Origin of the sequence: Dongia sp. (assembly GCF_041909655.1) — a bacterium.
Taxonomy (GTDB): Bacteria; Pseudomonadota; Alphaproteobacteria; order Dongiales; family Dongiaceae; genus Dongia.
Genome location: NZ_JAYRDA010000006.1, coordinates 21,725 through 42,728, shown reverse-complemented (window position 1 = coordinate 42,728; position 21,004 = coordinate 21,725). Strand labels below are relative to the sequence as shown.

At 62.1% G+C, this 21,004-nt stretch carries 20 protein-coding genes; 8 read left to right on the top strand and 12 right to left on the bottom strand.

Annotated features, from left to right (window positions below):
- Nucleotides 1-54: 54 nt before the first annotated feature.
- The 4 genes from ACE3PR_RS13380 (at nucleotide 55) to ACE3PR_RS13365 (ending at nucleotide 2,619) form a co-directional block, all read left to right on the top strand.
- Nucleotides 55-411: a flagellar biosynthesis repressor FlbT gene (locus ACE3PR_RS13380; protein ID WP_374372738.1), complete on the top strand. Its 357-nt coding sequence runs from the start codon at nucleotides 55-57 to the stop codon at nucleotides 409-411.
- Nucleotides 412-538: 127 nt separating this feature from the next.
- A complete protein-coding gene (locus ACE3PR_RS13375) occupies nucleotides 539-1,006 on the top strand; it encodes a flagellar biosynthesis regulator FlaF (protein WP_374372736.1) in 468 nt (155 codons plus the stop codon).
- Nucleotides 1,007-1,081: 75 nt separating this feature from the next.
- Entirely contained in the window at nucleotides 1,082-1,876 is a 795-nt protein-coding gene (locus tag ACE3PR_RS13370; RefSeq protein ID WP_374372733.1) for a hypothetical protein, read from the top strand.
- 17 nt (nucleotides 1,877-1,893) lie between these two features.
- Complete coding sequence (locus ACE3PR_RS13365) at nucleotides 1,894-2,619, top strand: hypothetical protein (RefSeq protein ID WP_374372731.1); 726 nt, start codon at nucleotides 1,894-1,896, stop codon at nucleotides 2,617-2,619.
- 30 nt (nucleotides 2,620-2,649) lie between these two features.
- Here ACE3PR_RS13365 and ACE3PR_RS13360 read toward each other — a convergent pair whose 3' ends face one another.
- The 12 genes from ACE3PR_RS13360 to rfbB form a co-directional block, all read right to left on the bottom strand.
- Complete coding sequence (locus ACE3PR_RS13360) at nucleotides 2,650-3,387, bottom strand: class I SAM-dependent methyltransferase (RefSeq protein ID WP_374372728.1); 738 nt, start codon at nucleotides 3,385-3,387, stop codon at nucleotides 2,650-2,652.
- A gap of 52 nt (nucleotides 3,388-3,439) precedes the next feature.
- Nucleotides 3,440-4,273: a hypothetical protein gene (locus ACE3PR_RS13355; RefSeq protein ID WP_374372726.1), complete on the bottom strand. Its 834-nt coding sequence runs from the start codon at nucleotides 4,271-4,273 to the stop codon at nucleotides 3,440-3,442.
- 16 nt (nucleotides 4,274-4,289) lie between these two features.
- Nucleotides 4,290-5,066: a TylF/MycF/NovP-related O-methyltransferase gene (locus tag ACE3PR_RS13350; RefSeq protein WP_374372724.1), complete on the bottom strand. Its 777-nt coding sequence runs from the start codon at nucleotides 5,064-5,066 to the stop codon at nucleotides 4,290-4,292.
- Nucleotides 5,063-5,566, bottom strand: coding sequence for a hypothetical protein (locus ACE3PR_RS13345; RefSeq protein ID WP_374372721.1), 504 nt, complete (start codon nucleotides 5,564-5,566; stop codon nucleotides 5,063-5,065). Before ACE3PR_RS13345 ends, ACE3PR_RS13350 begins: the two co-directional genes overlap by 4 nt.
- A 1-nt stretch (nucleotide 5,567) precedes the next feature.
- Entirely contained in the window at nucleotides 5,568-6,443 is an 876-nt protein-coding gene (locus tag ACE3PR_RS13340; protein WP_374372719.1) for a CmcI family methyltransferase, read from the bottom strand.
- Nucleotides 6,440-7,342 (bottom strand): NAD-dependent epimerase/dehydratase family protein, encoded by a 903-nt coding sequence (locus tag ACE3PR_RS13335; RefSeq protein WP_374372717.1) that lies wholly within the window; start codon nucleotides 7,340-7,342, stop codon nucleotides 6,440-6,442. The genes ACE3PR_RS13340 and ACE3PR_RS13335 overlap by 4 nt, the downstream gene beginning before the upstream one ends.
- The gene (rfbC, locus tag ACE3PR_RS13330) at nucleotides 7,339-7,902 is read right to left on the bottom strand and encodes a dTDP-4-dehydrorhamnose 3,5-epimerase (protein WP_374372714.1); all 564 of its coding nucleotides are present in this window, start codon (nucleotides 7,900-7,902) and stop codon (nucleotides 7,339-7,341) included. The genes ACE3PR_RS13335 and rfbC overlap by 4 nt, the downstream gene beginning before the upstream one ends.
- The gene (gene rfbG, locus ACE3PR_RS13325; protein WP_374372712.1) at nucleotides 7,899-8,990 is read right to left on the bottom strand and encodes a CDP-glucose 4,6-dehydratase; all 1,092 of its coding nucleotides are present in this window, start codon (nucleotides 8,988-8,990) and stop codon (nucleotides 7,899-7,901) included. Before rfbG ends, rfbC begins: the two co-directional genes overlap by 4 nt.
- Nucleotides 8,991-8,997: 7 nt before the next feature.
- Nucleotides 8,998-9,780 carry a glucose-1-phosphate cytidylyltransferase gene (gene rfbF, locus ACE3PR_RS13320; RefSeq protein ID WP_374372709.1) on the bottom strand — a complete coding sequence of 261 codons (783 nt, stop codon included), beginning with the start codon at nucleotides 9,778-9,780 and terminating at the stop codon, nucleotides 8,998-9,000.
- Between the two features lie 22 nt (nucleotides 9,781-9,802).
- Nucleotides 9,803-10,675 carry a hypothetical protein gene (locus ACE3PR_RS13315; protein ID WP_374372706.1) on the bottom strand — a complete coding sequence of 291 codons (873 nt, stop codon included), beginning with the start codon at nucleotides 10,673-10,675 and terminating at the stop codon, nucleotides 9,803-9,805.
- Between the two features lie 7 nt (nucleotides 10,676-10,682).
- The gene (locus ACE3PR_RS13310) at nucleotides 10,683-11,180 is read right to left on the bottom strand and encodes an acyltransferase (RefSeq protein WP_374373458.1); all 498 of its coding nucleotides are present in this window, start codon (nucleotides 11,178-11,180) and stop codon (nucleotides 10,683-10,685) included.
- Between the two features lie 170 nt (nucleotides 11,181-11,350).
- Nucleotides 11,351-12,418: a dTDP-glucose 4,6-dehydratase gene (gene rfbB, locus ACE3PR_RS13305; RefSeq protein WP_374372704.1), complete on the bottom strand. Its 1,068-nt coding sequence runs from the start codon at nucleotides 12,416-12,418 to the stop codon at nucleotides 11,351-11,353.
- Nucleotides 12,419-12,710: 292 nt separating this feature from the next.
- Here rfbB and ACE3PR_RS13300 point away from each other — a divergent pair, with 292 nt between their 5' ends.
- Genes ACE3PR_RS13300 through ACE3PR_RS13285 form a run of 4 tightly spaced genes read left to right on the top strand, consistent with a single transcriptional unit; the run spans nucleotide 12,711 to nucleotide 20,999 of the window.
- Nucleotides 12,711-14,984, top strand: coding sequence for a flagellar hook-basal body complex protein (locus ACE3PR_RS13300; protein ID WP_374372702.1), 2,274 nt, complete (start codon nucleotides 12,711-12,713; stop codon nucleotides 14,982-14,984).
- A 28-nt stretch (nucleotides 14,985-15,012) separates the two neighbouring features.
- Entirely contained in the window at nucleotides 15,013-16,728 is a 1,716-nt protein-coding gene (locus tag ACE3PR_RS13295; RefSeq protein WP_374372700.1) for a flagellar hook-associated protein FlgK, read from the top strand.
- A 15-nt stretch (nucleotides 16,729-16,743) separates the two neighbouring features.
- Nucleotides 16,744-19,287 (top strand): hypothetical protein, encoded by a 2,544-nt coding sequence (locus ACE3PR_RS13290; RefSeq protein WP_374372698.1) that lies wholly within the window; start codon nucleotides 16,744-16,746, stop codon nucleotides 19,285-19,287.
- Between the two features lie 11 nt (nucleotides 19,288-19,298).
- Entirely contained in the window at nucleotides 19,299-20,999 is a 1,701-nt protein-coding gene (locus tag ACE3PR_RS13285) for a flagellar hook-length control protein FliK (protein WP_374372695.1), read from the top strand.
- Nucleotides 21,000-21,004: the final 5 nt, after the last annotated feature.

Genomic DNA, 21,004 nt, shown 5'->3' with positions numbered 1-21,004 from the left:
AGCCGGCGTGTCTTAAGGCGGACGAGCTTTTCCGAATACGTCAGGAGAGTTAACGTGCCGCTTAAATTCACGCTGCGACCGGGTGAGAAGGTGATCGTCAACGGGGCCGTTATCGGCCGGGGCGACGAACCGGGCAGTTTCTTCCTCTACAACAAGGCCAATTTTCTGCGCGGCCGTGAGGTAATGAAGGAAGAAAGCGCCGATACGATTGAGAAACAGCTCTATCTGGCGATTCAGTTGATCTATCTGTTTCCGGAAAGTGCCGCGGATAACATGGTGAAATTCCAGATCATTCTGGCAGAAACCATCAACCGGCGACCGGGCGACGCGGAGCAGCTGAACAAGGTGGCACAGTACGTGCATTCGCAAGATTATTATCGAGCCCTGAAGGGCGTCGCCAAGCTGTTCTGAACAGCCGCGCCATCCTCCGGGGAAGATGCGAAACACGTCGCCGGCCTGATTTAGCTGATTGAGTTATCAGATTTTTCAGGAACACGCGGTACGCTCAAGCAATGTCTGGGCAATCGCTGGCGGAGGAATGATGAAACAGGCAGCTATCGGTTACGCGAATCAGCCGCGCGACATGGATCCGCGCAGCACCGAGGCTTGGGCGCTGGCCGAAGCTTCGCGGCGGCTGTTGCAGGCGGCCAAGGCGGACGACAAGGGCGAATCGCTGCGCGAGGCGCTGCGCCTCAACCAGCGCCTCTGGTCGATCTTCCAAGCCTCGCTCATCGATCCCGCCTGCGAACTCCCAAAGGACATCCGCGACAATGTGCTCGCTTTGTCGGTGATGATGGATCGGCATATCATGCAGCGTCTGGGTGACCTCGACGGCAGCAAGATCGATCCCATCATTTCGATCAATCGCGCCATCGCCGAGGGTTTGTCGATGACGCCGGAAGCACCGATGAATTCCACGACGGTAAAGCCGGTACAGTCGAACGCCATCATGACCGACAGCGCGACGGCACCGAACGCGCGGCCTATTCTAAACGTCTCGGCCTAAGGCGGGACGGCTACAGCACACAGCGCAGATTGGCAGAAGGCGGATTTGGCGCGTCCGAACTGGAGAGAAGAAAAGATGTCGACAACCATCAGCAGCTTCCAGGACACGTCGTCAAGCACGCTCTTCACCACCACGAGCAGCACGACCCGCCAGAACAATACGGCGCGCAATGCTCAGGAGGAGCTCGAGCGGCTGGAAAAGCAGCTCGCCGAAATGCAGCGGATCAAGGCCGAGCAGGCCAGGATCGGCGAAGTCGCCGAATTCCAGAAGGATACCGTCGACGTCCAGATCGACAACAACATGACGGCGCGCGACGTCGGCCTGTTGCGCAAAAGCGAAACCCGCCTCAACGTCTTCAGCGCGCTTGCCCAGGGCGATTCGGTCGATACCTACAAATTCCGCGTGACCATGTCGGGCGATGCCAAGATCGGCACGCTGAACGCCAGTGGCGATGACGACGTCCGCATCCAGATCTTCAAGAGGGGCAGCACCCTGGTTATCGCCGATAACGGCGCCGAGGCCGGGTCCGATGCCAAGAAGGCCTTTGACGATGCCGCGATCGGCGCCCTCAACCTCGACACCGGCGATTATGTCATCCGTGTCACCCGCATGGATGATTCCTATTCGGCCAAGAATCAGGACTTTTCCTACGCCCTGCAATTGAGCATGGGCACCTATCGCCAGGATTACGACACCGTCGAGAAGGTGACGGATCCCAATGCCGATCCGTTCGGCATGTCGCAGAATATCGTGACCACCAATCTGGTCAGCATGATGTCGACCTCCTACAACTTCATCAATTCGCTGCCGGCCTTGGGGTCGAGCGCAACCAGCAAGATGCAATCGGCAATTTACGACGCCCTCTTCTGAAATCATCGGGTAGCGGCATGCAGAACCAATCATCGGGCGCACCCTTGCGCATTTTCATCGGCTACGACCACCGTCAGGCCGTTTCCTACAACGTTCTGCAATTCAGCATTCTGCGCCGCTGTTCGAAGCCGATCGCCGTCACGCCGATCGTATTGCCGACCCTGCCGATGACGCGCAGCGGCCTCACACCCTTCACCTACAGCCGTTTCCTCGTGCCGTGGCTGTGCAATTACCAGGGCTGGGCGATGTTCCTTGACATCGACTATCTCTGCCTTGCGGATCTGGCCGAGCTCTTTGCCCTGGTCGACGATCGTTATGGCGCCATGGTGTCGAAGAACGTCAAGCGGTTCGAATGGGCCAGCATGATCATGTTCAATTGCGGCCACCCGGCGAACCGGGTGCTGACGCCGTCCTATGTCCAGGATCCCGAGCAATGCCGCAATCCGCACGCGATGGACTGGCTCCCCGATGGCTTGGTCGGCGATCTGCCGCGGGAATGGAATCACCTGGTTGGCTATGATCCGCCACGCAAGGATGCCAAGCTGGTTCACTATACCCAGGGCATGCCGATCTTCGAGGAAACCACCGGCTCGGAATACCGCGCCGAATGGCTGGCCGAGCACGAGGCATCGAACTCGACCCTGGGCTGGCAGGAATTGATGGCGCGCTCGGTCCATGCCGCCAACACGCCGGACGGCCGCAAGGTCGCCAAGCTGCACCCGGCGGCGCTCTCGGCCAACTGACGCAGCGCCGCGGAACCGGATCCTTCCGGCCTACTTCCGATCCAGAATCTTGACCGCCACCGAATAGTGTCGCGGCGCGTATCCGATATACTCGTAAGTCACGTCGTTCTCGGCGACGAATTCCTGAAACGCCTTGAACTCGTGCTCGCGCCAGCTCGGATAGTTGAAGTACTCGTCAAAGACGATGACAGTGTCTTTGACGATATGCGGGTTCAGACAATCGAAGATTGTCTTGGTCGACGAATAGAGATCGCAGTCGATATGCAAGAACTTCACCGGGCGATCCAGCTTGTTGGCGAACTCCGGCAGCGTCTGGTCGAACCACCCCTTGATAAGCCGGATATTGTCGCGGTGATTCTTGATGACCGGAATTTCTCCCTTCAGATTGAATTCCGCCTTGTTGTGATCGAGAAACCAGTCTTCAGGCAGTCCCTCGAAGCTGTCGAAACCGTAGGCGTAGGTATCGATCCGATCCGCGATGTACAGCAGCGTATCGCCCTTAAAAACGCCAAACTCCAGGACCACACCTTCATCGAGGGCGATATTTTGAAGACCAAACTCAAGCAACTCAAACCGCCCGCGATTCCGCGGATCCTTGTCACCGCGGAAAATCTTGGCGCTGATCATCGTCTTCTCGACGTATTCCGAGGTATCCAGCGTGGCGCGAAAGTAGCTGGCGACTTCGACATCGCGCAGCGTCCAGACCAATGAACTCCGCGTTGCGGCAGCAACGATCTGTGACAGATTGTTGTAGAAATTCTGGTCCATCGTCAATTGCCTCGCTCGTTCAAGATTGTGATTGGGTAGTTTCTAGCCGCATTTAGATGCGCACAAATCGGTCTTTCGGCCCCTGATAAGAAGGCAAGATGGAGCAATCACCGATAACACGATACTCGATACTCTGCCGCTCCTGGGTCATATCCTCGGTCATGTAAGTTCGATGTACAACATGATCCGAGAAAATCAGAAAATCGCCGACATTGAGGCGGGGGTGCCAGAACTTTCCGTCGCCACACAAATCGATAATCTGCTCTCGCGTGATATGGATCTTGTCGAACGATTCATTCTGCGGCAATAGCGGCCGCTCCCGCGTCGGCAACAAGCGGTCAAAGACATGCGTCACAACTTCGACAGATGGCGCCGTGACACCACAATCTATAAATGGCGTCCAAAAATTCAGTACGCCCTGAACGCCTTCCGTCTGCGTATAGAAATCCTGGTGGTATGGAATTTCCCGATTGCGATTGGTCGATACCTGGCGACGAAATACAATGCGCGGCACCTCGACCTTTAGATCGCTCGCGAAGAATGCCTTGGCGATAGCTCTGATTGCCTCATTCTGCCCATGCTCCACAATGAACCTCAGCGCGGAATCGTAATCGGCAAACACGTCTAGCAACGAAAGGACGCCAAACTTGTAGGTCCACGCGAAGGTCGGCGGAAGTTCGTTGCGGGCCTTGAGGGCATCATACTTGTCGTAGGTCGCTGCGGTGCGATCCCGGATATCCACCAGTTTGGCAGGTGGGATGGCGCCGCGAACGACGGCGCAGCCGGTCCGGCGAATCGCATCGGCGATTGCAGCCGCATCGCATGGCCAGGAAAAATCCAATGCCGCATGGGCTTCACCCTTTTTATCGGCAGCAATCTCAGTCATCGCATGGCTCCAACAATCAATGCGGCTTCATGATCAAGGCCTGGCCTGTCGGCAGGGACAGGATCGACACACCCTTCCCCTTGGCGAAGACATCCCAGGCGTATTTCTGATTCACATGCGGCGCCCAGCCGTAATCGTCCAGCAGGATAAGGCCGCCCGGCACCAGGCGCGGCCACAGGAATTCGCCGGCGGCGATTTCCGGCTCGACCACATTCATGTCGATCGAGGCGTAACTGATTTTTTGCGACGTGATGGCCGAAAGCGTTTCCGGCACGCGGCCGCGCACGATGACGGCATTGGGCCAGCGTGCGAATTTCTTCTGCATGGCGGCGTAAAGCTGATCGCCGTCCTGGTATTTCCGGTTCATCTCCGACACGCCGACCGCGCGTTCGGCCGCGCTGATCTGCTCCTCCGGAATACCGGCAAAGGTATCCAGCAGGAAAAATTTGCGCTGCGGCCATTTGGCATGGAAATCCAGCGCTATCAGAATGGCGCCGGACAGGATGCCGGTATTGACCCCGCATTCGACGAAATCGCCGTCAAGCTGTGCTGCCTGCTGCGCCACCCACAGCGCGATATGCACGCGCCACTCGATATGAAGATCGGGGCGGCCATCCAGCATCCCATAGCGATAGGCTTCGACAAAGCCGGGGTCGCGCATGAAGTCGCAATTATGCCGGGTCGCCAAGCCGTCCGTATTATAGGTGAGTGGCCCCTGCACCAGCATGCGCCCATCGGCCAGGGGGAACTTCACCTCGACCTTGAGCGGCAATTGCAATAATTGGTCGGTCATGACCGCCCCCGCTCCAGGCCGCTCACCCGCTCCAGACAGCCGAAATCGACATAGAGATGCCGGATCAGGCGCTCGATCTGCGCACCGTTGCGCTGGTCCAGCCAATGATAGCCGTCATAACCGGCCGCCGGTCCCGCCGTCACATGTTCGATGCGGTCATATAGCGGCACTGCTTGCCCGGCGAGCGCCAGTACCGCTTCCCATTCCTCGCTCGGCGTCTCGCCCCAGAGCCAGCGCATCCAATCCGCCAGCCAGATGAAGACGCTGTGATCGGCCACGACCGCTTTGTGGCTGCGCAAGGATGCGACATGATCGGTGATGAGCTTGGTCCGCGTCGATTTCTGCAACGCCACCGGCATTTCATAAAGCGTCTGGTAGCCATAACGCTCGCAGGCGCCACGACTGGGATCGGCCAGCAGAGTGCTGCCGGTCTTCTTGACCAGTTCGGCAACTTGGGCGCGGATGTCGATGGTGGGTGGGGCGACGATTACATGTCTCATGTCACTTCACCCTCAGAAGAACGCCGTTCGGGTTGAGCGACATGATGTATCGCTCGCCCCAGCGCCGGTCATAGACGAAATCGTCGCTCTCGCGCAGGAAGGCTTCGGCCGCGGCCTTCGGCCCTTCATTCGGCACCGGATGATAGCCCATCACATCGTTAAGCGAATCCTCGACGATGAAATAGCCGCCGACATGGACGAAGGGCGCATAGGCGCGGATCTCGCCCAGCACATGGTTCTTCTCGTGATCGGAATCGGCAATGACCAGGACCCGTTTGCCCGCCGCCTTGCGCCGCACCTGCTCCAGGACGCCTTCCGACGTGCTCGATCCCTCGATATAGGTGATCCGCTTGTTCTCCGGCGGCTTTGCCTTGGCCAGGGAAATGTCGATCCCCAGCACTTCGCCATGACCGACCAGATCGAGGATGCTGGCGAAGAAATGCGTGGCCCCGCCGAACATGATGCCAAGCTCGATCACCACGTCCGGCTTGGTTTCATGGATGATTTCCTGATAGACCCAGCAATCCTGCGGCGTCTTGATGATGTCGTGGCCCAACCAGCGCTGCTGATGGCGCGGCGCGCCATAGCGATAGCCCTGATGTATGTAATAATAGTGATACATCATGTAATCGCGCAGCGTCATGTCGCCGAGGCGTTCCATGCTCGACTGGTCCTGGAACAGCTTTTCGATAGCCGCGATATGCGGGTTGTTGTGCAGCAGCTTCTGATGGAAACCCTGCGCCTCGCAGAAGGCACGGCGCGCCTCGGGATCGTCGTCGCGCTGCGATTGCACCAGGAACTGCACATATCGCTGTGCAATTTCCTTGTCGAGCGGCAGCGGCGGATAATCCTTCTGCGCCGGGGGGATCTTACTCATTGATGGGCTCCCATATCGCCATAAGCCTTGATGATGGATTCCAGATGATCGGTCAACGTCAGGCCGGTGCGCGGCCGTTCCGTCCGGGAGCGGTACCGCAGCGGCGGCGCGTCGGCGGCGGCCGCTTCCGGCCGCGTGACCCGGCACGCCCGCCCGGTCAGCCGGGTGCAGATATCTGCGCTGAGTTGCGCCAATTCGAACACGCTGAGGTCGTCGACACCGATCGCATTGATGACGGAAAGGCCGGCCGGCCCACGCTCCAGCCAATCGACCACCGCCTCGCCGATCGCGACGCTGGAAACGAAATTCCGGCGCTGCGAGCCACTGCTCGCCAAGCGTATCTCACCTGTCGTGGCGGCGTCGCGCGGAAAGGAAAACGGCACCAGCGACCAGCGGCGAAAGTGCGCGGCATCCGGCAGCGGGCCGAAGACCGCGCAGGGGCGCAGGATCAATCCGGCCTCCGCCTCTTCCCGCAACATGCGCCGCATGACCTGCTCGGCCGCGAAATGCAGCAGGGCATAGTTGCTGCGCGGATCGGCTGGGTGCGCTTCATCGATCTCGCCGTTCAGCGGCCCATAGACATGGGCGCTCGAGATATAGACAAAACGCTTGATGCCGGCATTGCGCGCGGCCTCGATCAGGCGCTGGGTCCCGTCCATGGCGCGGCGCGATGCGGCGCCCAGATCGGCGGTCACCTCCTCATCCGTCACCCCCGCGCAATGCACCATCGCCTGACAGCCCTCGAACAAGGCCGGCTGGATCGCGCCGGAATCGGCAAGATCCACCTGGCACTCCACCCGGCCACGGCCGATGCCGATGCCAAGATGCCCGCGCGAGCGGAGTTCGGCCATCACGGCACTGCCGACCAATCCGCCAGCACCGAGGATTGCGGCTCTCATCCCGCCACCTCGAGATCGAGCGGCTCGATGTCGCGCAGCAGCGGCCAGGACGCATCCTTGTCCGAAATGACCGGTGGTCCGGCTAGCGGCCAGGGAATGTCGAGTTGCGGATCGTTCCAGCGCACACCGCCTTCGGCCGCGCCATGATAGGCATTGTCGACCAGATAGCCGACCAGACTGTCTTCGGTCATCGTGCAGAAGGAATGCGCGCAGCCGCGCGGCACCAGTACCATGTTCTTCTTGCCGGCATCGAGTTCCACCGCGCGCCACTGCCCAAAGGTCGGCGAATGCCGGCGCAGATCGACGAAGACGTCCATCACGACGCCGACGATGGCGCGCACCAGTTTTGCCTCGGTATGCGGCGGGCGCTGAAAATGCATGCCGCGCAGCGTGCCCCTCTGCACCGAATACGATTCATTGGCCTGCATCCATTCGGTCGGCAGGCCGGCTTCCGCAAAAGCGGCGCGGTCATAGCTGCGCATGAAATAGCCGCGCACATCCTTGAAGGGGTTGAGCTCGATGACGGCCGCACCCGGCAGGTCGAGATGGGTGATCTTCATCGGTTGCTGCCTCGGACATCGTCGCAATATGAGTCGATCTGCGCCGCGGTCGCCTGCCGCATGTCGGCGTCATGCAGTTGATCGCGATACCAGGCGATCGAATTTTCCACCGCCCGCGGCGCCGACCAGGCCGTGCGCCAGCCGGCCGCCTCGGCGATGCGGTGGCTGTCGAGGGTCAGCAGATTGGCTTCGGGAATCGACCCATCGCCTTCCACGCGCCAGGTGGCGCCTTTTCCCCAGATACCGGCGGCGATGTCGGCCAACTCGCCCACGGTGGTGGCATCGTCGCCGGCGGGTCCCATGTTCCAGCCTTCGTGATCGTCGACCTTGCCGGCCACCGCCGCTTCGGCCAGCGCCAGCATACCGCGCACCGGCTCCAGCACATGCTGCCACGGACGCACCGAATTCGGATTGCGCAGCACCAGCGGCGCGCCCTTGGCAAAGGCGCGGACGGCATCCGGCAACAACCGGTCCGCCGACCAATCGCCGCCGCCGATGATGTTGCCGGCCCGGATGGTCAGCAGCGGCACCGGCTTGGCCGCGCGCGCGAAATAGGAATTGCGATAGGCCTCGCAGACCAGTTCGGTGGCACTCTTGCTGGCACTGTAAGGCTCGTCGCCGCCCAGGGGATCGCTTTCCCGGTAGGGCCAGGGGCGGTCAAGATTGCGGTAGACCTTGTCGGTCGTGAAGACCACGATCGCGCCAAGATCCGGGATGCCGCGCAGGGCCTCCAGCAGATTCACGCTGCCCATGACATTGGTCGAGAATGTCTCGACCGGATCGCGATAGGCCTGCCGCACGATCGGCTGCGCCGCCAGGTGGAACACGATTTCTGGTCGCGCCGCCGCGACCGCCGCGCGCAACTGGGCCAGGTCACGGACATCGCCCAGGGTGCCGGCGATCAGGCCGGAAAGCTGCATCACGTCATGAAAGCTGGGCTCGCTCGCCGGTCGCAGGGCATATCCGCTGACCACGGCGCCGAGCCGGTGCAACCAATAACATCCCCAGCCGCCGACAAAGCCGGTATACCCGGTGACCAGGACACGTCGGCCACGCCAGAAATCGGAATCGGGCAGCGGGTTCAGCATTGCCACATCACAGCCAGGGCGCATCACCCTTCGCATAGATGCCGTTGAGCAGCAGCATCTCGCGATAGGTGTCCATGCATTGCCAGAAGCCGCTATGCTGATAGGCGGTCAATTGCTGCCGTGCCGCCAATTGCGGCAGCACGTCGGCTTCCAGCACCAATGCCGGATCGTTGCCGACATTGTCAAAGGCCGCTTTCTCGAACACGAAGAAGCCGCCATTGATCCATCCGCCGGCGGTCTGCGGCTTCTCGAAGAAGGACTGGACCGCGTCGTGGCCGATATCGATCTCGCCATAGCGCGAGGACGGATGCACCGCCGTCACCGTCGCCTGGCGGCCGGCTGCCTGATGCGCCTGCACCAGCGCGGCGATATCCACATCGGCAACGCCGTCGCCATAGGTCGCAAAGAAGCGCTGGCCTTTGACATGGCGCAGCGCCTGCTTGATCCGACCGCCGGTCATGGTCTCGGCGCCGGTATCGGTGAGGACGATCTCCCAATCCTCGTTCTCCGCCTCGCCCAGGACCTGCACATCGTTCCATTTCAGGCTGACCACCACATCGGCATTGCGATAGCGGTATTGCAGGAAATAATCGCGGATGATGTCGCCCTTGTAACCGAGGCAGAGGACGAAGCGGCGCACGCCGAATTTGGCGTAGCGCTTCATGATGTGCCACAGGATCGGGCGGCCGCCGATCTCGACCATCGGCTTCGGTTTGAATTCCGTCTCTTCCCTGAGGCGGGTTCCCTGACCGCCGCACAGGATGACGGCTTCCATGTCATGCAGGCTCATGCTTCCCCCGGTCTCCCGATCATTAAACCATGGCGCCCGACAGCGACCGGTCGAGCAATTCGGCAAGGCAATCGCGCATCGCGACGGCGCGGAAATCGGCATAGGCACGCTCGCCCAGCGCGCGCCACTTGTCGCCGGCAATGAGATCCGCCATCGCCTCGCCCAAATGCGCGCGATCGGCAAGCTGCGCCAGCGCCAGATAATTCGCCGGGTCGCTCTCATGCTCCGACAGGATGGCACAGCGATTGTTGGCCAGATAGCAGATGCGGAAGGAATTGACGTGGGTGTACTTGTCTTCCTGGATGATGTTGAGCTGCACCTTCGCCCGGGCGATGCGGTCGTTGCGCAGGAAATAGGGACACGATCCGTCCGAGACGCCCTTCAGCCCGCGGGCCTGCAGCGTCTGCAGAATCTCGCGCCGCCGCCCGCTCATCAGGCCGAAGAAATAGAAGTCGAGATCCTTTTCCTGGCGGTGCTCGATGTCTTCCAGCTTCGGATGCCAGCCCCAGCGCAGGAAATGCGCATTGTTGCCGTAGCGCTGATGCTCGGCCATGTTGTCCATGATCACATCCCAGACAAACCTGCCCGCCTGCATCGCCGGCAGATAGGCGCCGAGGAAGTCGGTCTTCTGCGGATTGAAGTTCAGCATGTCCTGGGCGATCACCTCGGTATTGACATGCGCATGCGGGATGGTGAGGGCCGCGACCTTCTTGAGCTCCGCGCTGGGCAGGAAGTAGGCGCCGACGATCAGGTTGAAGCGGTTGCTTTCCAGCGACAGTCCCGACAGCACGACGTCGTGGCCGAGACTCTCCAGCCCGTATTTCAAGGCCAGCAGGAAATCGCGGCGCAGATGGAACAGCGGTTCCGGCCCGAAGTAAGAGATGTTGAACTTCATCTTGCGCTCAATTGCCTTCCTGCTGGTTGTCCCTGGCCCGGATGAAGCGGCAGGGATTGCCGCCCCAGACCGCGCGCCCGCCGACCCTTCCCGCCACGACGCTGCCGGCGGCGATCACGGCGCCGGCTTCGATATAGCTGCCGTCGAGGATGGTGACGTTGGCGCCGACCCAGACATCGTCCTCGATCACGACCCCGCCCCGCGACGGCATGAAGCCCTGCTGTCGGATCGGCATGTCCAGGCGGGCGATGGCATGGTTGGTCGGCACGATCATGCAGCCCGGCCCGATCAGGACCAGGCGGCCGAAACGGATTCCGTTACCCGAATAGAGCGTGCTGTGCGGGTTGATATAGCATTCCTCGCCGATGATGATGTCGCCGCTGCCGCCCACCGCCTTGATGACCACGAATTCATAGATCTGCGTTCGCGGCCCGATAACGATGCGGCTGCCGCGGCTGGAAGGCAGAATGCGGGCATCCGGGCTGACATGCGCGGTCGGGTCCACGACCAAGGCGCCAGATTCTCCTACCGACATCGCTCCCCCGACCCGCCTCCAGGCTCGCTCCGGCTCAGTCGCGCCGTGAGCGTCCAACCGGAAGCCGCTGATTCACAAACACTATAGAGCAATTTGTGTGCCAGCCCAATTCATTCCGGGGCCAATTCATTCCGGGCCCGCTAGTGACGAACCGACTGACCGATCCGCTGCACCCGGTAACCGCCCTCAAGGATGGGGCGCCACCACGCCTCGTTCTCGAGATACCATTTGACGGTCGCCCGGATACCGGCATCGAACTCGATCGATTGGCGCCAGCCCAGTTCCGCTTCCGCTTTCCGGGGGTCGATCGCATAGCGGAAGTCATGCCCGGGCCGGTCGGCCACGAAGGCGATGCGGTCGCGATAGGTCCCCCGGGCCAGCGGCCGCGCCACATCAAGTGCCGCGCAGATGGCTTCTACGACCTCGATATTGCGGCGCTCCTGATGCCCACCGATATTGTATTTCTGGCCGACCCGGCCCTTCCCGGCCACGGCGATGAGGGCCGCCACATGGTCCTCCACATGCAGCCAGTCGCGCACATTCTCGCCGCGGCCATAGACCGGCAGCGTCTCACCGGCCAGCGCGCGGATGATGCAATGGGGGATGAGCTTTTCCGGAAACTGATAGGGCCCGTAATTGTTCGAGCAATTGCTGACAATCACCGGCAGGCCATAGGTCGCATGCCAGGCCAGCGCGAAATGGTCCGATGCCGCCTTGCTGGCCGCATAGGGTGAATTGGGGTGGTAGGCGCTCTCCTCGGTGAAGTAGCCCGTCTCGCCCAGCGTCCCATAAACCTCGTCGGTCGAGATATGGACAAAGCGGAAGGCGGCGCGGGCCGGTTCGTCGAGCGGCTGCCAATAGGCAAGGGCTGCCGAGAGCAGGCGCTGCGTCCCCATCACATTGGTTTCCAGAAAGGCCTCCGGCCCCTCGATCGACCGGTCGACATGGGATTCCGCGGCCAGGTGAAAGACGAGATCCGGCCGGAACGTGGCAAAAGCGGCTTTGAGAGCCGGGGTATCGCAAATATCCGTGACCGAGAGCTGGTATCGCGGCAGATGGCTCACCGTTTTCAGGGAGTCCAGATTGGCGGCATAGGTCAGCTTGTCGACATTGAGGACCTGGCAGTTTTCCAGCGCCGCCAGGCGCCGGCACAGGGCCGAACCGATGAATCCGGCGCCACCCGTGACCAGAATTCGCTTCCCGCTCAATGTCATGACACCTCCGCCGCTGCCCGGCCGTGACGGCCGCCTTGACTTAGACCGCGCTGCCCCCCGCGCGGTCAAGCAACGCCTCTGCGACATCGGCTCAACTGGGCAGAATGTGCCTCGCTCAGCCCTCCATCCAGGTCCCTAACCGGCCTGTGGCGACACACCGAGTTTGCCTATCGCAGCCTGCCACCTCCAGATAATTCATTGTTTTAGTTAAATTATTTTTGTGGCCCGCCATTTGCATTAACTCCGGCGAGAAGGGATCCCTTCGTTCAACCGGGTGAGGTTTCTGATGAGCATTCTTGGGGCCATGTTTACGGCCGTTAGCGGTGTCAACGCGCAATCACGGTCGCTCGGGCACATCTCCGACAACATCGCCAATTCCCAGACCACGGGTTACAAGAAGATCGATACGCGTTTCGAGACGCTGATCACGGTCTCGAACAACAACCTGCACCAGCCGGGCGGCGTCATCGCCTCGCCCTCTTACGCCAATGCGCTGCAGGGCAACGTCAACCAGACCCAAAGCGTCTCCAACATGGCGATCAGCGGCCAGGGCTTCTTCGTGGTCAGCCGGCCGACGGTCCAGAACGCCAACCAGACGCTGTTCGACGATCTCCAATACTATACCCGTGCCGGCGATTTCGAAGTCAACCGCGACGGCTACCTCGTCAATAACGGCGGCTATTTCCTGAATGGTTGGGCGGTCGATCAGACCACCGGCGTGCCGGATACGGCGACCCTCGCCCCCATTCAGATCGTACAGACGATCGACGAGCCGACGCCCACGTCCGAAATCGAATTCGTCGGCAACCTGCCGGCCTCTTCGGTCGTCAATCCGACACCGCCTTTGGCGCCCACCAATATCCGCGTCTATGACGCGCTCGGCAATGCGCACACCGTTTCGCTGGAATGGGTCAAGCGCGCCGACAATCTGTGGCAGCTCGACATCGTCGCCTCCGACAGCACCCTGGATCCCGTCTCCGGCACCATCGTCGGTGTGAACGACCAGACCATGGCGCTGGCGCCCACCACCGCGAACGTACCGGCGGTGGCGCAGGTTGACACCTTCACGCTGCCGGCCGACGGCCTCGGCTTCGGGCAGACGCTTACCTTCACCATCGGCTCGAACTCGGTCACGGTCACCGCCCCTGTCGGTGGCTATACCCAGGCCCAGACCGGCGCTGCACTGGTTTCCGCCATCAACGGTAATCCGGGATTGGCCGCGCAGATCACCGCCGGCAACCTGACGGCGACGACTTTCGACGTCACCGCGGACGATGCCGGCACGCCGTTCAGCGCCACCGTCGGCGGCACCGGCTCAGGCCAGACCAGCTACATCGATCTCCCCGGTGCGATGGCGGCGGGCGATGACATCACCATCACCGTCAACGGCAACCCGGTCACCATCACCGCGCCGGTTGGCGGCTATACCGTGGCCCAGGCCCGCGATGCCCTCATCACGGCCATCAATTCCGACGTCACCGTCGGTCCGCTCGTGACCGCGTCGATCTTCGACGGCGACAGCCTTGCCATCAACTCCGATACCCCGCTCGGCACCTTCGCCCTCGCCATCACCGATGGCGCGATCACCTCGGGTGCGCTGGCCAGCAGCACCTCGCTCGGCGCCTCCAGCGTGAATACGACGGCGAACGGCCTGCCGACCGCGCAGGTGGACACCGTTACGCTCACCGGTACCGTGGGTCCCAGCGAAATCGGCGATACCTGGACGGTCAATGTCGGCTCGCTGTCGATCAACTACGTTGCCAACGGCACCGAGACCAGCCTCAATGACGTGGCCCAGGGCATCGCCGCGCTGATCAACACGAATTCGGCGCTGGGCGTGACCGCGACGGCTTTGGGCGGCACCATCCAGTTGACCGCGATCGATGCCGGCACGCCGTTCAGCGCCAATGTCAGCGCCACCAACGGCTCGACCGATGCCTTCATCGACGTCCAGTTCGGCACCGGCACGGCGGCCGGCCAGCTGGTCGGCCTCAGCAATGCCTACAACATCAACGGCAACGCCACGACGCCGACCGCGCAGAGCCTCGGCGACGACGCCATCATCACCTTCCAGGTCGATTACGGCGTCGGCCCACAGACCATCGAGCTCAATCTTGGCGCCTTCCAGACCACCGAGGGTGTCACGCAGTTCGGCGGCCAGACCATCGATGTGCGCCGCTTTACCCAGGACGGTGTGGAGCAGGGTCTGTTCAAGGATCTCACCATCCGTGACAACGGCGATGTCGAACTCAATTACGACAACGGCCGCAGCCGCGTCTTCTTCAAGATCCCGCTGGCGCAGTTCTACGATCCCAACAGCCTGAAGCGCGAAGCCGGCCAGGCCTTCAGCGAAACCTTCGACAGCGGCTCGGCGCGCGTCGCAGGTGCCGGCGAGAATGGTGCCGGTACCTTGCGCGGCAGCGCGGTCGAGGGATCGAACGTCGATATCGCCGAGGAATTCTCGAAGATGATCGTCACCCAGCGTTCCTATGCCGCCAATACCCGCGTCATCACCACGGCGGACGAGATGCTGGCCGAAGTCATCAATATCAAGCGCTGATCTAGAACCGGGATTGGGATAAGAAGCCATGTCACTGACAGGCGCCCTCAACGCCGCCGTATCCAGCCTTCGGGTCAACCAGGCCAATATCCAGGTCCTGTCGGCCAACATTGCCCATGTCAACGATCCCAACTACACCAAGAAGACGATCAGCCGCGAATCCATCTTCCTCGGCGAAAACCAGGTGGGCGGCGTCAGCGTCTCGGGCTACGCCTCGGCGGTCAACGAAAGCCTGCGCAAGCAATGGGAAAGCCTCATTGCCAAGGACGGCACGACCAGCGCGCAGAACAAATATATGGAGCAGCTGCAAAGCATCCTCGGCACCACCACCGACCAGGCTGCCTTGCCGACGCTCTATACACAATTCCTGACGGCCTGGCAGACCCTGCAATCCTCGCCGGATTCCGACGCCGCCCAGACCGCGGTGATCCGCTACGGTGAGCAGCTGGCGGAGGAAATCGGCCGCATTTCCGCCGCGGTGGATGCAATCGACAGCGACGTCAAGACCGACATCGAGCAATCGGTCGACGATTTCAACGGCCTGCTCGAGGAACTATTCGCCGTCAATCTCCGCCTCCGCTCCTCAAGCGCCGGCGGCGCCGAGCAGACCGAACTGATCGACCAGCGCGACAACCTGGTGCGGCAGATTTCGCAATATGCCGACATCCGGACCGTGGAACGCGAAAACGGCGCCATCGCCGTCTTCACCTCCGCCGGCCTCAGCCTGGTCGATGGCCCGCCCTCGCGCTTCACCTATAACGGCACCAATCTGGTCCGTACCGAGGATCCGACCCAGCCGGTCGATCTGCTGCTCCGCGAAGGGAAACTCCGCGCCCTCCTCGACTTCCGGCTCGACAATTCCGCCAAGGGCCAGCCGGTCAGTTCCGATCCCGCGACCGAGGTGATCCGCAAGATCCGCTCGCAATTGGATGCCGTCGTCTCGGCGCTGACCACGACCATCGGTTCTTCGACCACATTCAGCGCGGCCTATGACGCCGCCGGCCAGTCCCTGCGTATCGAATCCTCCTTCCAGACATCGATCGAGGCTTCGCCCAGTTCGGCGCAGCATACCACCGTCAGCTTCCATGGCGATCTGCGCCCCGGCGATATCTTCGAAGTCGAGGTCAACGGCAAGATCTTCAGCTATACCGCCAAGGAAACCGATACGTCGCTCGACCAGATCGCGTCGTCGCTCGCCAGTCTCATCAATTCCGACACCACGCTCGGGGTTACCGCGATCAATGGCGTCGGCTCACTGCAATTGGTCGCCGGCGCCGCCGACACGCCTTTCACGGTCTTGACCCGCGCCAATGGCGAATTGCCGGAACTGCGCAGCGGCTTCTTCACCGGCACCGACCGCTACACCTTCCAGGTCAACCAGGCTTTGCTGGACGGCACCCAGCAATTGAAAAAGAACGCAGCCAACGGTGTGGTGAATGCGCTCAATTCAACCGACCGAACCTTCAACGCCGCCGGCATCGCCATTTCAGGCGTCTCCTACAAGGGCATCTTCACGGGCATCGTCGGCACCTCGATCGTCAATGCGAAATTCATCGCCGATCAAAGCAAGTTCAACGCGGAAAGCGTCGCCCAGACCGAAACCCGCTATCAGGCCGACGTCGCCGTCAATCTCGACGAGGAGATTGCCAATCTCCAGGTCCTGCAGAATGCATATGCCGCTTCGGCGCGGCTCCTCACGGTGATCCAGCAGCTGTTCGATACACTGCAGGCTGCGGTCAGGTAATGGCGGAGAACCGATATGAGCGTTAACGCCTACAGTTCCTACGCGACCTATCTCAGCAATGTCGCCGGATTCAAGAATCTGCAGACCTCGCTGGCCGATCTCACGCAACAATTGGGTTCCGGCAAGAAGTCGTTGAGCCTGGTCGCCTACGGCACCCAGAGCTCGCAGCTCCTCAGCCTGCGTACCGAGATCCAGCGGCGCGAAGGCTATCTCGATGCCATTAAACTCACCCAGACCGACGTGAAGGCCTATGACCGCGTCTTCACCGGCATGGAGAAGCTGGCCAGCGACCTCAACTCCGCCCTGCTCGACTCGATGACCGAACCGCCGAAGGCACAGATGAACACCGTTACCCTCGACGGCGATCTTGGTGATGTTGGTGACGTCTATAAACTGGTGGTGGATGGCCAGCTCTTTAGCTATGTGACGTCCGGGGTCGAAGGCAGCGTCGAGGACATTGCCCGCAATCTTGCCAGCCAGGTCAACGCCGCGCTGGGAACCAGGGTCAAGGCGGATGTCGTCGGCACGAAGCTCACGATCACCTCGCTGGAAGCCGGCGAGACCTACTCCGTCACCGCAAGCATCACCAACGTTGCCGGCGGCGACGCGAACACCTTTACCTCCGAACTGACTCGTGCCGGCAAGGTCTCGCCCATTATCGGCCAGATCGACGGCGCCCTCAGCCAGCTGCGGGCGCTGCTGAACGAGCAGGTCAACGACCGTTTCCTCTTCGGCGGCCTCACCGCCAACGACAAGCTCCCGGTTCTCGATCTGAAGCGTCTGCCGGATCCCTCCGGCAGCGCCAACGCCGCCACTTCCGCCACATTGCAGCAATTGGCCCCCGGCACGACCCTGCAGCAAGTCCGCATCACCACGGATTATCTGGGCACGGGCCAGTCACAGACCTTCACGATCAATGCCGAGGTGTTTACGCTGACCGGGCCGCTGACGGCACAAGAAGTGGCCGCGCAATTGAGCACCGCGATCGGCGCCAATGTGCCGCTGACCGGCGTGGTGACGGTGAGCGATGTCGATGCTTTCGGCCTCACCATCACGGCCGATGTCGCCGGCACGGGGTTCAGCACAGTCATCACCGGCACTGACCCCACACCGGCGACTTTCGAAGTGGTGCAGCCGAACATCCCGCTGGGGGCGACGCAGGTCGACCGCATCCAGCTCAGCGGGCCGGTCGGCATCATCAACGAAGTCTACAGCATCACCGTGACCGATCCGCCGACCCATCCCTTGCCGGTAACCTTGTCCTATCGCACCACGGGGGACGAGAAAACCCTCGACGAAATTGCGCAGAAGCTGACCAGCCAGCTTGCCAGCTATCAGCCTCCCTTCAACGTGATTGCGACGCTCCCCGGCAACGGCCAGATCCAGCTTTCCTCGGCGACCGCTTTCACCGCGCATGCCGCCGTGCAGAACAGCGCCGCCGTCGAGACCACCCAGCGCACGGTCGTCGCCGTCGCGCAGGAAGAACTGGTCACTTTTGACGGGCCGTTCGGCGATGCCGGTGACATCTATGAAATTTCCTTTACCGCACCGGTCGCCGGCCCCTTCACCGTCACGACCACGGCGGTCGATGACGAGCTCTCGATCTCGCAGAAATTCGCCGGCCTCATCAACGCGGCCGCGATCGGCATCACGGCCTCGATCAAGGACGGACAGCTGGCGCTGACCTCCGACACGCCGGGCACGGGCTTCACCTATACGGCCACCCTCACCACCGATGTCGGCCAGGTCTCGGCACCTCCCGTCACCACCACCAAAATCGCCAACATTCCCGCCGGCCCGCTGGCCCAGATCGATCAAATTCAGCTTTCCGGTCCGGTCGGCCGCCGCGGCGATGCCTACGAACTGACCGTCAACGGCCGGACCATCCGCTATGTCACCACCGGCGACGAACAGGACATGGATGCGATCGCCATCCATCTCACGGCATTGGTCAACGCCGCCACGCCGCCCATGCCGGTGACCGCCACGGCAGGCCCCACCGGCTCCGGCACTTTCTCGCTCACGGCGACGACCATCGGCGTGGTGCTGGAGACCGAGCTCGAGGTGATCAAGCCCTATACCGTCACCAATCCCGTGGCGCCCGATTACAACGAGCACCAGGAGGCCTTTGACTCGGCCAATGCCTGGGAGCGGAGCAAGGTGACGATCGCCGATCAGCTCACCATCCGCGGTTCCTTCTCCGCCAACGAAATCGCGATCCAGAAGCTGCAGCTCGCCCTGCGCTATGCCCAATCGGCGGTCGACGATCTCGAGCATTACGACGAGAAGGTCAAGATAGCGCAGTCCTTGGCACGCGAATCGCTTGAAGGGTTGCGGGCATTGCACGCGGACAACACGGTGAACGACGCGGTGATCGGCGCCACGACCTTGTCGCATCAGACCACGATCAATCTGTCGAAGGATGGCAGCAGCAAGATCGAGGGCATCGACGAGGCGGAAGTGGCCGCCAAGCTCGACGTCGTTCAGCTCCAGTTGCAGGCGGTCTTTGCCGCGGTCGGCACCACCAGCCAATTGTCCCTGGTTAATTTCCTGGCCTGAAGAAGAAAACGATGGGAAGCATGGATACCAGCCGCATCGGTCAGTTTTTCGGTCTCGCGCCGAAGGTTAACGGCATCGCCGAGACCGGCACCAACCAATCCGGCGGCTTTGCCGATCTTCTCTTCGGCGTGATGAGCAAGCGCGTCAGCACGGCGCAGCCTCCCGTGACGGCGAACAAGGTCACCACCGTTCTGCCGATCGAGCATCGCCCCGATGCGGTCGAGCCCTTGACGGCCCGTCCCCTGGCCAGCCCGCGCGCGCTTGATCGCGCCCATGGCATCCGCGGCAACGAACAGGCCGCCGCCCCCGCCGATCAATCCAGCGGCAGTCCGGGCACGGGCAATGCGAGCAACAGCCCCCTCGGCGACAAGAAACCTGGCGCGGTGGAAGCGCCGGCAGTGGATTGCGCCCATCAGGGCGAAAGCATTGAAGCGGCACCGCCGGCCGAGGGTGTCGAAATCGGCGAGGACACCGGCGAAGATCTCGATCTGCAGACCGAGGCCGAAGGCACCGAAGGCCAGGAGGGCGGCACCGGCGAGCAAAGCGCCGATCCATCCCTCGACCAGCAGCCTCAGGCCGCCGTGATCGAGATCTGGCAGCCGACATCGGAAACGCCGCAGGTTACCGCGCCGATTGCCGTGGCCGGCGCCATGCCGGTTGCGAACGATCCCGCGGCGCCTGAACTGAATGCCGATGCCGATGAAGCGGTGGCGCCGACGCAGCCCATCGCCGCCGCGGAGCCGGCACAAGAAGAGATCGCCGCGGCCCAGCCTGGCTTGCCCGCCGAAGGCGAAAACGCGTCGGTGGAAGGCGAGCCTGCGACCGCCGCCCCGGCGATCGGGAACCAGGCCGAAGACGATATCAAGACGGCCGCTGCGGCCGAGATGGCCTTGTCCCTGGCCGAAGAGAGTTCCACCGGCGAAGCCGAGGCGAAGGCCGGCGCCATGGCACGGCAGAACGAGCATCGGCAGGAGGATTCCCCCGGCACGTTTCGGCGCAGCGCACAAACACCTCGCCAGCGCGCTGCCACCGCCAGCGCGGGGACCACCGGCACGCCAGCTCAGGCGCCCGCCCAAAACGCGGCCGCGTCGACCAACAGCCAGACTGGGGGCTCGGCCAGCGCCGGCGCGGCGATATCGACCGTGCTTCCGCTCTCGCCATTGGGCTTCGAGGGCGAAAGCGGCACCATTTCGGGCATCCCGGGCTGGAACCTCAATCTTGGCCAGGGCAATGCGGCCAAACGGGCCGATTTTGTCGCCAATCTGCGGCAACACCTGCAGAATTTGCCGGCCCGCGAGCAGGTTGCCCTCGGTATCCAGCGCGCCGCCCGGGACGGCAGCGGCAGCATTACCCTGCAGCTTTCCCCCTCCGAACTCGGCCGCATCCACGTAAAGCTCGAAATTGATGAGGAAAAGAACGTCCGGGCCGCCGTTTCGGTCGAGCGCCCGGCCACCCTCGATCTGCTGCAGCGGGACGTGAAGGCGTTGGAACGCGCCTTGCAAGACGCTGGCTTGAAGATGGACCAGGGTGACCTGTCGTTCAGCCTCCAGCAGGGTGGCGACGGCGATTCCTTTGCCCGTGAGTTCGGCAGCGGCGGTGGCGATCTCGCCCAGATGCTGACGGACGGCAGTGATGACGAATTGGCGGCGGAACTGGCGGCACAGTCGGCGATTGTGGCCACCGGCGACGGCCTTGTGGACGTACAGATCTAGCGGAC